An 11263-nucleotide genomic window follows, 5' to 3' on the forward strand; every position below is an offset into this window, starting at 1 on the left:
ATATGAAAGATAACAACTTGAGGATTGTAAAATCCGGAACCTGAGAATCACTGGAGGTGCGAAAGCGATGGGACCCACCAAGACAAAAGGTCGTCGTTTTCCTTTGCTGCCTTTAAGAGGGCTTCTGGTCTACCCGAGTATGGTTCTGCATCTCGATGTGGGCCGGGAAAAATCGGTCAAGGCTTTGGAAAAAGCGATGGTTGAAGACAATTTGATTCTCCTGTGTTCTCAATCAGAAGTAAATATTGAAGAACCTACACAAGAGGACATCTTTCGAGTCGGCACGGTAGCCAAGGTACGCCAGATGCTCAAACTTCCTAATGGAACCATTCGAGTATTGGTGGAAGGGCTGGAACGGGCCGAGATTATTCAATATACGGACAATGAAGAATATTACGAGGTAATGGCGAAGGAGCTGCACGAGGCAGAAAACGTACAGCCTGAGACGGATGCGCTAATGCGCACTGTATTAACTCAGTTCGAGCATTATATCAACTTGTCCAAAAAGGTAACACCGGAGACTCTCGCTGCGGTATCGGATATTGAGGAGCCGGGACGGCTAGCAGACGTAATCACAAGTCATTTGACGCTCAAAATTAAGGAAAAGCAGGATATACTGGAGACGATCGACGTTACTCAGCGTCTGGAGAAGCTTCTGGATATTTTGAACAATGAGCGTGAAGTACTGGAGCTGGAACGTAAAATCAACCAGCGTGTGAAGAAGCAGATGGAAAAGACGCAGAAGGAGTATTATCTGCGTGAACAAATGAAGGCAATTCAGAAGGAACTTGGCGAGAAGGAAGGTCGCGCGGGAGAAGTTGAAGAACTGCGCAACCAGCTAAGTGAACTAGAGTTGCCTGTTCCGGTGAAGGAGAAGGTCGAAAAGGAAATCGATCGTCTGGAAAAAATGCCGGCAAGCTCTGCCGAGGGTGGCGTCATCCGTAATTATGTGGATTGGTTGTTAAGCTTGCCATGGAACAAGTTTACCGATGATGATCTGGATATCGTCAAAGCTGAAGAGGTACTTAATAACGACCACTACGGATTGGATAAACCCAAGGAGCGTGTATTGGAGTATTTGGCTGTACGCAAGCTGGTGAAGACCATTAAGGGACCGATTCTGTGTCTCGTGGGTCCGCCAGGGGTCGGCAAGACCTCGTTGGCCCGTTCGATTGCCAAATCCATGGGTCGGGAATTTGTCCGCATCTCTCTCGGAGGTGTGCGGGATGAAGCGGAAATCCGTGGTCACCGTCGGACTTATGTTGGTGCGATGCCAGGGCGGATCATTCAGGGGATGAAGACCGCAGGAACGTCTAATCCAGTATTTTTGCTGGATGAGATTGATAAAATGGCTTCCGATTTTCGAGGAGATCCATCGGCGGCATTGCTCGAAGTGCTTGATCCTGAACAAAACAATACGTTCAGTGACCATTTTGTTGAGCTGCCGTTTGACCTGTCCAATGTGATGTTTGTAACGACAGCCAATGCTGCACACAACATCCCGCGTCCGCTAATGGACCGCATGGAGACGCTCTATATTCCTGGCTACACCGAACTGGAGAAGCTGGAAATCGCCAATCGGTACCTATTGCCCAAGCAGAAGAGAGAGCATGGCTTGGACGAGGAACAACTGGTTATCGGGGAGGATACGCTACTGCGTGTCATTCGCGAATATACGCGTGAATCTGGTGTGCGGAATCTTGAGCAGCAAATGGCTTCTCTGTGCCGCAAGGCGGCGAAGTCCGTTGTATCTGGTGGCGAAGGACCAATTCAAATCACACCGGATAATCTGAAGGATTATCTGGGTATCGCTAAATTCCGTTACGGTGTTGCAGAACTGGAGGATCAGATCGGTACGGTTACAGGCTTGGCATGGACAGAGGTCGGTGGTGAAACACTGATGATTGAAGTGACGGTCGTACCTGGTAGTGGTAAACTGATTCTTACGGGTAAACTGGGAGACGTTATGAAGGAATCTGCACAGGCGGCATTCAGCTACACCCGTTCCAAAGCAGTTGATCTGGGCATTGAACTAGACTTTTATGAGAAAAATGATATCCACATTCATATTCCTGAGGGTGCGATTCCGAAGGATGGTCCATCTGCGGGAATTACTATTGCTACCGCGTTAATTTCAGCTTTGACCAACCGTCATGTATCCAAGGATGTGGCTATGACGGGCGAAATTACTCTACGCGGCCGTGTATTGCCGATTGGTGGTTTAAAAGAGAAGTCGCTGGCTGCCCACCGGGCAGGCTACAAAAAAATTCTGCTTCCCAAAGATAATGAACGGGATTTAAAGGATATTCCCGACAGTATCCGGCAGGATGTTGAATTTGTCCCCGTTGCCCATATGGATCAGGTGCTAAAGCATGCTTTGGTTGAGCAGGCAAGGGTACATTAGAGAGGAATTAAGGACACAATGAAAGTAACAAAAGCAGAATTTATAATAAGTGCGGTTGGTCCCGATCAGTTTCCTGTGGACGCTTTGCCAGAGATTGCTCTGGCGGGGCGCTCCAATGTAGGAAAGTCTTCATTGATTAATCGGTTGATTAACCGTAAAAATTTGGCGCGTACCAGTTCTACGCCAGGTAAAACCCAGCAACTCAATTATTACCGGATTAATGATGATCTCTATTTTGTCGATTTTCCCGGTTACGGTTACGCCAAGGTATCCAAAACGTCCCGCAAGGCTTGGGGGCAGATGATTGAGTCTTATTTGCTGGAGCGTGAGCCACTCAAACTGGTGCTTCAAATGGTAGATTTGCGCCATCCGCCGTCCAAGGACGATATCATGATGTATGATTGGCTGCGTCATAACGGGCTTCCCGTATGTGTTGTAGGCACGAAGGCAGATAAAATCCCTAAAACGCGGCGAGAAAAGCATTACAAGGTAATCAAGCAGGAACTCGGAATACTTCCCGGGGGATTGTTTATCCCCTTTTCATCCGAAGAAGGTATGGGCAAGGAAGAGCTGTGGTCTGTCATCTCCAGCTATATAGAGAATGACGAAGAAGAGCAGACGGAATTGTAAGGCTAGGGACGTCCTTGAGGACGTCCTTTTTTCATGGTTCGGGCTTCAAAAAAATAAACTTACTAAATAGGTGGGAATAATATATAATAACAAAAAGAACTCGTGGATTTTAAGCCGAAAAGTGAGTATATGGGGGATAATGCAGTCTCAACCCCATCATTTTCCGTTTATTTCCGATGTATGGCGGGAATTTATGATTTGATGTGCAAGAAAAGCACTTTAGGTCTGATGTATAATAAATTTAAAGCTTAAACTTATAGGTTCAGGAAAGAATTGAGGAGATGGGTATGGCTCAGCGGTTAGCCACAGAGTATGTTAAAACCACTTTGACCTTGTTGGAAACCCAAATGGACGAATTTTTGCGGGCAGTGGATGATCCCCAGGTGCATTACTATATTAAAGTTCTAGATAACGGAAGACAGGAAATCGTTCTGGAGCATAGTGCGGGTGAGGAAGTTCATTTGTTTTTTGAAGCCAAAGAGGGAGCGTTTGTGTGTGAATTGACTTGTCGCTTAATTCATCCGCAACTAACCCTGTTTATACGCAAACTTTTTGTTCGTTTTAAGGGCGAAGGCATCGTTTACCGAATGTATCAAGGATTCACTATGGTGTATTTTTATAATGAAGGTACGGTTCGTAAAATTATGGAGAAGAATGCCGGAGGTTCCAGGCTGGTATTCGAATATAAAAATACGGTGCAGGAATTGCAACAGCTTTTTCAGCATCAGAACGTTGAAAATGAAATATCTGACGTATATCATCTCATTAATTCGTTGCTTGACCAGCGGAATTTGGCGCGTACTTTCTCGGAGTTGGAACAGATTGACCACAAGCTTCGAATGAGTTGCTCAAAATTATTTGCACTGGAAGCTTAATAAGGCATGAATATATGGAATGAATCGTTATGCCATGTAGTCCCTTTCTTTACCGAAATAGGCTTTTTTATTCTTAAAAAATGATTGCATTTGCTGCACATAGATGTTATTTTTAATCTCGTTGAAAATGAAATATAGGAACCAGGATTCACTCAGGACATTGAATGTTGCGAGAGGTTATTCCCTCGGGAAGTGAATGACGTAGGTCCTAGCGGATGAAATTTTTCCAAACATTTTATTCCTAGGAAGGGGGAACCGAAAGATGGAATTGGAGTACTCAACTTTCGGAAGACACGTTGCCGTAGATACTTGGGGTGTTGAGTTTGAATTACTGAATGATGCGCAGTTTTTGGAGGCTCAATTAGTTGAAGCAGCTGAAGCTTGCGGAGCAACGGTGATGTCCGTTCAATCCAAGCAGTTCGAACCACAGGGAGCTACCGTGCTTGTACTGTTGTCGGAGAGTCATCTCTCTATTCATACGTATCCTGAGAGAGGGTTTGCCGCTATTGATTGTTATACTTGCGGTGAGACTGTCGATCCGCAGTTGGCTATTGATTACCTGGTATCCGTTCTAAAACCGAAAAAAACATATGCGAAAAAGCTGATTCGCGGCTTGGGAGAACTTCAGGTGGAATCACCAGAGTGCAAGCTGGCTGAGTTAGTGTAAATCGTTTTTTATGGAGCCGTTTGTGCGTCCTATATTATAGCCATGGAACATTTCCATGGTTATTTGTTTTAAAAGTGGTCTACACTAAATCAAATCATACAGAACGTGCTGGTTTCATGAAAGCTATTCAATTTTCATAAACAATTCATAAAACAGCCGGAGGAGATTCGGACTTCTGTGATATAATTAACATAGTTTATGATAACAGTGGTTATTCTTATTACAGTTTAGGCAGGTGAATTTGCAATGCACATCGTCGTTGTTGGGTTGAATTATCGTACGGCGCCTGTGGAAGTCAGAGAGCGTTTTACATTTGCAGAACAAGATTTGCCAAAAGCGCTGGAGCAACTCAAACTTACCAAAAGTGTGTTGGAGGGCGTAGTTGTCGCAACCTGCAATCGGACTGAAATATATGTTGTAGTGGACCGCCTTCACATGTGCGGCTATTTTATACGCAGTTTTATGGAGCAATGGTTTGGCATTCCGCGTGATCAATTTACACAACATTTATATATATATGAGGACGAGCAGGCGATTCGGCATTTGTTCCGTGTGACTTGTGGTCTTGATTCTATGGTAATCGGAGAAACACAAATTTTGGGACAGGTAAAGAACGCTTTTCTTCAGGCTCAATCCCAGAAAATTACGGCAACGTGGTTTAATATGTTGTTTAAGCAGGCCGTCACATTGGGCAAGCGTGCCCATTCAGAGACATCTATTGGAGAAAGTGCCGTATCTGTCAGCTATGCAGCAGTTGAGCTAGGCAAACGGATTTTCGGGATGTTTACCGATAAAAAGGTACTGATTCTCGGTGCTGGTAAAATGAGCGAACTTACGGTTAAGCATTTGTACAGCGGCGGAGCAGCCGAGGTTATTGTAGCCAACCGAACCTTGTCCCGTGCGGAAGACCTTGCCTCCAAGTTCCATGGAACGCCGGTTACGATGGAGGAAGGCATGAATCGGTTGGCGGACGTGGATATTGTTATTAGCTCGACAGGTGCCCAGGGGTATATTCTGGATCGGACTCGGGTTGAAGCAAGTATGAAACGTCGACAGTCCCGTCCTTTGTTTATGATTGATATTGCGGTTCCGCGTGATCTCGACCCGGCTATTGGTGAATTACAGAATGTTTTCCTGTACGATATTGATGATCTGGAAGGGATCGTGGAGAGCAATTTGGAAATGCGCCGTACCGAAGCTACAAAAATCGAGCATATGATCGAAGATGAGCTTAGCGAGTTTTATCAATGGTTGAAAACGATGGGAGTGCGTCCGGTGATTCGTGCATTACAGGAAAAAGCGGAGTCTGTACATCAGGATACGTTGGAAAGCTTGTTCAATAAGCTTCCCGAGCTGGATGAACGGCAACGCAAAGTGATTAGCCGTTTGACGAAGAGCATGCTGAACCAGATGATGCATGATCCGATCAATCGGGTAAAGGAACTGGCTGTCCAAAAACAGGGGAATGAGGCCCTAGACATGTTTAGCCACATTTTTGCTCTGGAGGATCGTTTGGATGACGCCGCTCAGAAAGTAGATAAAAGCGATGCATCTGCGTTAATAAAACCGGAAGCCGGTGTTCATGAAAAAACCGTTCAGGCTCAGGCTTTGCCAGCGTCGTTTGCGCCGGCCAGCCTGTAAAAGTGGGTGAACAGACGTGGCTTCAGGCATGCTTATATATGATTCAATGATTTATGTTTTTGCCCTGAGCCTTCTGTTTGTATTCTCGGATGGGATTCGTCGCAATGCGAATGCTAAACGGACAGGTACAGGGCTTCTTGTTGTCGTTCTGGTGCTCCAGCTTGCTTATATGGGGATAAGAACCTGGAATGAAGGGCACCTTCCTATTTTCGTGACCTACGATTTTCTATTTCTGTTTTCAGTTATTTTAGTGCTGATTTCTTTGATTTTGACACGTTATCAGCGTTCCGAATTTGCGGTATTGCTGCTTAATATTATTAGTTTTGCAGTGCTGGTGCTCAACAATATATGGATGGAGCCTCTCGACAATCCACTTGGAAATTGGCATACCGTGCATGGGCTGCTCCTGATTCATATTGCGCTGGCTAATCTTGGTTTTGTAGCGATGACGGTAGCAGCTGTATTTTCGGGGTTATATCTGTTTTTGCATCGTAAATTGAAAGTAAAGAAATGGAATGACACGATCAGACGCCTGCCGAGTCTGGAAATGATGGATCGGTATACGCATATGGCGCTGTTGATTGGTACTCCTTTGCTGGGAGTCTCTATTGTAGTTGCCGTTATTTCTATTATTGCTGAGGAACGCTGGCTTCTCTTGCTAGATACCAAGGTGCTGATGACAGCGATTGCCCTGTGTGTGTATATTATATTTTTAGTGAGCAAAAGATTGAATCAGCGTTCAGGGCTTGTGATGGCAAAGTGGGCATTGGTGGGCTACACGCTATTGATTCTTAATTTTTTGCTGAATTCCTGGTCTGTATTTCATCAGTGGACGGGAGAGTGAAAAGCCATTTGCAGCATTTTGTCCCGATTTCGTTGAATTGTAACAATAAGATCTGTTGTATTGTAGGCGGCGGCAGGATTGCGGAACGAAAGGTTAAGGGGATGATGGAAAGTGGGGCGTCCATTACCCTCATTAGCCCGAATATAACGCCGGATTTACAGGTCCTGGCCGATCACAAGCAGCTCCACTGGGTAAATCGCGTATATCGCGAGGGTGACCTCCAGGGAGCCTTTCTTGTATATGCCGCTACGAACCAGAGAGAAGTGAATAATAAGGTTGCGCATGAGGCCAGACAAAGGGGTATACTGGTAAATGTGGCGGATCGCTCGGAAGAGGGAGATTTTATAACGCCGGGCATCATCCGACGAGGGAGACTGACGATTAGTATCTCTACAGAAGGGGCAGGCCCCGCTGTGACCGCTGATATTACATCAGCCTTGGATACGTTGTTTGGTAGCGAATACGAGCCATATCTGGATTTCATGCACGATATGCGACAGATCATCAAACGTAAGATAAGTTCCCCACAGCAAAGGACTAAACTACTGAGGCGCTTGGCGAGTAGCGGAATTTTGGATCAAATACGCCGTCATGAATTTATGGCTTGGACCGAACAACAAATAGACCTGTGGATTGCGCAAAATCAGGAGGAATAACATGCGAACAATTGTGGTAGGCAGCAGACAGAGTGCGCTGGCGTTAACTCAGACCGGGCATGTCATTGAAGATTTGAACGCGCTATGCGCGGAGCATGGAATGGATTTGCAATTTGTCGTAAAGAAAATCCTGACCAAGGGTGATCGAATATTGGATGTAACCTTGTCCAAAGTGGGTGGCAAAGGGCTTTTTGTCAAAGAGATTGAACAGGCCATGCTGGCTGGTGAGATTGATATGGCAGTACATAGTATGAAGGATATGCCTTCCGAATTGCCGGAAGGGCTTGTCAACGGCGCTGTACCGCGTCGTGAGGATCCACGTGATTGCCTGATCACATTGGGCGCCGAGAGCCTGGAGGATTTGCCTCAAGGGGCAAAGGTGGGCACGAGTAGCCTGCGCAGAGCCAGTCAAATCAAGTCCATGCGACCTGATCTACAATTGGAGCCTGTGCGTGGGAATATTGATTCCCGTCTGAAAAAGCTGGAGACGGAAGGTTTTGACGCTATCATTTTGGCGGCAGCAGGTTTGCATCGGATGGGCTGGAAAGATCGAATTACATCCTATATACCGGAAGAAGACTGTTTGCCGGCGGTTGGGCAGGGAGCGCTGGGTATTGAATGTCGCGCGAGTGATGAAGAGCTATTGGCCTTGCTGCGCCTTTACAACGACCGGGATACCTCGGCTACCGTTGCGGCAGAACGAACCTTTTTGGGCGTGTTAAATGGGGGGTGCCAAGTGCCGATCGGGGCTCATGCCGTCTGGGCTGGTCAAGAAATCAGCCTTACGGGCATGGTAGGCTCGCCAGATGGCGAGGTTATTTTGAAGGAAACGCTCCAGGGAAATGATCCGAAAAAGCTGGGAGAAGCGGTGGCGGCCAGTTTGATAGCCAAAGGAGCAGAACAGATTCTGGCGCAGGTGAGGGGATGATAGCATGGCAGGAAAAGTATATTTGGTAGGTGCAGGACCCGGAGACGCAAGATTAATTACGGTCAAGGGTTGGGAATGCATTCAATTGGGCGATGTCATTGTGTACGACAGACTGGCAAGCCCGCGCCTCTTGGGATTGATGAAGCCAGGGGCCCAAAAAATATATGTTGGAAAGTTGCCAGATCGTCACACTATGAAGCAAGAGGAAATTAATCAGCTGTTGGTGGATTTGGCCTTGGAAGGAAAAACAGTTGTTCGTCTTAAAGGGGGAGACCCTACTATATTTGGACGAGTCGGCGAGGAAGCCGGGCTACTGCGTAAACATGGTATTTCCTATGAAATTATACCCGGCATCACATCAGCAATCAGTGTGCCCGCCTATGCGGGGATTCCAGTCACACACCGGGATATGGCCTCATCGCTATCTATCATTACAGGTCATGAAAGTCCGGATAAACTCGACAAAAGTATTCATTGGGATAAAGTGACGAACGCAACGGGCACACTGATCTTTATGATGGGTGTAGCAAAGATTGGCTATATCAGTGAACAGCTGATAAAACACGGCAAGCCATCAAATACTCCTGTTGCCTTGATCCGCTGGGGAACCCGTGCCGAGCAGGATACGCTGGTGGGTACGCTTGCGGATATTGAAGCTAAGGTGAAGGCTACGAATTTTCAGCCTCCCGCCGTCATCGTTGTCGGAGAAGTGGTCAATCAACGTGAACAGTTAAAATGGGCTGAGGACATGCCTTTGTTTGGCAAGCGAATTTTGGTTACTCGCGCGCGTGCGCAGGCCAGCAGTCTGGTCCATCGGATAGAAGAGCTTGGTGGCGAGCCTTATGAATTTCCAGTTATTCAGACGGTCGCCCCTTCGGACGAGCCAACCAAACAGGAAATTAAAGAGGCATTTGCGCGACTGCCAGAATATGATTGGGTGTTTTTTACCAGCGTTAATGGAGTGGAATACTTTTTCACGCACTTAAAGGAACAGGGCAAGGACGTACGTATGCTGTTCAAAGCGCGTATTGCCGCAGTCGGACCGGCTACAGCAGCCGCGCTTCGGACGCACGGAATTGTGGCAGAACAGATCGAGGGCCCATTTCAGGCAGAGGGCTTGCTCGAGGGATTTGAGCAGGATTTGCAGGCAGGGCAGAACGTATTTCTCCCAAGAGGTGATCTAGCTCGGCCGTGGCTGCCAGAAAAGCTGAGGGAGATGGGACTTCATGTGACCGAGGCTGATTTGTATCAAACGGTGCTAGCAGCCAACACACAGGATGATGAACTTCTCAAGCTGCTTGAGGAGCGTGCCATTCATGCGATTACGTTTACCAGTTCCTCAACTGTAACCTTTTTCTTAGAAGCCCTCAGACAAATGGGGATCCATGATCCGGTGTCGCTGCTGGAGGGAGTTACGATTGCTGTGATAGGTCCTTTGACCGGTGAGACAGCTACCCAAGCCGGCTTGACTGTAAGTTTTATGTCAGAGAAGGCGACCATTGAAAGTCTGATCCAATCGTTGTGTGAGTGGAAACGTTCAAGTACTGTTATGACATTATAATTTTTTTGTTTTTACTAATGAATGTATAAAAAATGGAGGTTTGTAATCATGAGTGTTCCTTTTACCAGACATCGCCGTTTGCGCCAGTCGGCTGCAATCCGCAGTATGGTGCGTGAGACCGTATTGAATCCCACTGATTTTATCCAACCGATCTACGTAACATTTGGCACTGGGGTGAAACAGGAAATTAGCTCTATGCCAGGTGTATACCGTTTTTCTCTGGATCGGCTGGAGGAAGAACTGAAAGAGATTAGTGAGCTCGGCATTCCCGCTGTGCTCCTATTTGGCATCCCAGAAACCAAAGACAGCGTAGGGACTTCGGCTTTTGTGGACGATGGTATTGTTCAGGAAGCTACTCGTCTGATCAAGTCGCGTTATCCCGAACTGCTGGTTGTGGCTGACACTTGTTTGTGTGAGTTTACGGACCATGGACACTGCGGTATGGTGCACATGCATGAGCATGATGGTGAGGTATGCGGTGAGGTATTGAATGATGAATCTCTGGAGGTGCTGGTACGTACAGCTGTATCTCAGGCCAGAGCTGGTGCAGATATTATCGCGCCATCTAATATGATGGACGGTTTTGTACAGGCGATTCGGCAGGGGTTGGATCTAGAAGGCTTTTCACATATTCCAATTATGTCGTATTCCGTCAAATATGCGTCTGCTTTTTACGGTCCTTTCCGGGAGGCCGCAGATTCTGCGCCGCAGTTTGGTGACCGCAAATCCTATCAGATGGATCCTGCTAATGCACGTGAAGCATTGCGAGAAGCAGAATCTGATGTGCTGGAGGGGGCAGATATGCTGATGGTGAAGCCTTCCCTTTCTTATCTTGACGTAATGCGCACGATTAAGGATCAATTTGATCTGCCTATGGTGGCTTACAACGTTAGTGGTGAATATGCCATGGTCAAGGCAGCGGCTCTTCAAGGCTGGATTGATGAAAAAGCAATGGTGCTAGAGATTTTGACAAGTATGAAGCGTGCGGGTGCAGATATGATTATTACCTATTCGGCCAAGGATGCGGCAAGATGGTTGAAGCAATAAGTCTATTTTC

Annotated in this window: 10 protein-coding genes; all 10 read left to right on the forward strand. The window is 46.8% G+C overall.

The genetic code is table 11. From position 1 onward, the window contains the following. The first annotated feature begins 67 nt into the window (after positions 1-67). The 10 genes from lon (at position 68) to hemB (ending at position 11253) form a co-directional block, all read left to right on the forward strand. Positions 68-2404, forward strand: a complete 2337-nt coding sequence (gene lon / locus G9G53_RS15490) for an endopeptidase La (protein ID WP_023989969.1) — start codon at positions 68-70, stop codon at positions 2402-2404. Positions 2405-2422: 18 nt separating this feature from the next. Further along, on the forward strand, positions 2423-3034 hold the full coding sequence (yihA, locus tag G9G53_RS15495) for a ribosome biogenesis GTP-binding protein YihA/YsxC (protein ID WP_029518405.1): 612 nt from the start codon (positions 2423-2425) through the stop codon (positions 3032-3034). Between the two features lie 287 nt (positions 3035-3321). Further along, the gene (locus G9G53_RS15500; RefSeq protein ID WP_165148787.1) at positions 3322-3909 is read left to right on the forward strand and encodes a non-ribosomal peptide synthetase module; all 588 of its coding nucleotides are present in this window, start codon (positions 3322-3324) and stop codon (positions 3907-3909) included. A gap of 268 nt (positions 3910-4177) precedes the next feature. Beyond that, positions 4178-4576 (forward strand): adenosylmethionine decarboxylase, encoded by a 399-nt coding sequence (gene speD / locus G9G53_RS15505; protein ID WP_025365654.1) that lies wholly within the window; start codon positions 4178-4180, stop codon positions 4574-4576. A gap of 246 nt (positions 4577-4822) precedes the next feature. After that, complete coding sequence (hemA, locus tag G9G53_RS15510; protein ID WP_029518407.1) at positions 4823-6217, forward strand: glutamyl-tRNA reductase; 1395 nt, start codon at positions 4823-4825, stop codon at positions 6215-6217. Positions 6218-6233: 16 nt separating this feature from the next. Beyond that, entirely contained in the window at positions 6234-7061 is an 828-nt protein-coding gene (gene ccsA, locus G9G53_RS15515; RefSeq protein WP_029518408.1) for a cytochrome c biogenesis protein CcsA, read from the forward strand. 8 nt (positions 7062-7069) lie between these two features. After that, complete coding sequence (locus G9G53_RS15520; RefSeq protein ID WP_069011260.1) at positions 7070-7717, forward strand: precorrin-2 dehydrogenase/sirohydrochlorin ferrochelatase family protein; 648 nt, start codon at positions 7070-7072, stop codon at positions 7715-7717. Between the two features lies 1 nt (position 7718). Next, entirely contained in the window at positions 7719-8645 is a 927-nt protein-coding gene (hemC, locus tag G9G53_RS15525; RefSeq protein ID WP_165148789.1) for a hydroxymethylbilane synthase, read from the forward strand. Between the two features lie 4 nt (positions 8646-8649). Next, positions 8650-10206 carry a uroporphyrinogen-III C-methyltransferase gene (cobA, locus tag G9G53_RS15530; protein WP_165148791.1) on the forward strand — a complete coding sequence of 519 codons (1557 nt, stop codon included), beginning with the start codon at positions 8650-8652 and terminating at the stop codon, positions 10204-10206. Positions 10207-10254: 48 nt separating this feature from the next. Continuing rightward, positions 10255-11253 carry a porphobilinogen synthase gene (gene hemB, locus G9G53_RS15535; protein ID WP_069011262.1) on the forward strand — a complete coding sequence of 333 codons (999 nt, stop codon included), beginning with the start codon at positions 10255-10257 and terminating at the stop codon, positions 11251-11253. Positions 11254-11263 lie beyond the last annotated feature (10 nt).

This window comes from Paenibacillus sp. EKM206P, from assembly GCF_011066155.1.
Taxonomy (GTDB): Bacteria; Bacillota; Bacilli; order Paenibacillales; family Paenibacillaceae; genus Paenibacillus; species Paenibacillus polymyxa_D.

Bases quoted from the DNA above. Each gene is read 5' to 3' on its own strand.
- lon (WP_023989969.1), top strand. From the start codon at position 68: ATGGGACCCACCAAGACAAAAGGTCGTCGTTTTCCTTTGCTGCCTTTA.
- yihA (WP_029518405.1), top strand. From the start codon at position 2,423: ATGAAAGTAACAAAAGCAGAATTTATAATAAGTGCGGTTGGTCCCGAT.
- G9G53_RS15500 (WP_165148787.1), top strand. From the start codon at position 3,322: ATGGCTCAGCGGTTAGCCACAGAGTATGTTAAAACCACTTTGACCTTG.
- hemA (WP_029518407.1), top strand. From the start codon at position 4,823: ATGCACATCGTCGTTGTTGGGTTGAATTATCGTACGGCGCCTGTGGAA.
- hemC (WP_165148789.1), top strand. From the start codon at position 7,719: ATGCGAACAATTGTGGTAGGCAGCAGACAGAGTGCGCTGGCGTTAACT.
- cobA (WP_165148791.1), top strand. From the start codon at position 8,650: ATGGCAGGAAAAGTATATTTGGTAGGTGCAGGACCCGGAGACGCAAGA.
- hemB (WP_069011262.1), top strand. From the start codon at position 10,255: ATGAGTGTTCCTTTTACCAGACATCGCCGTTTGCGCCAGTCGGCTGCA.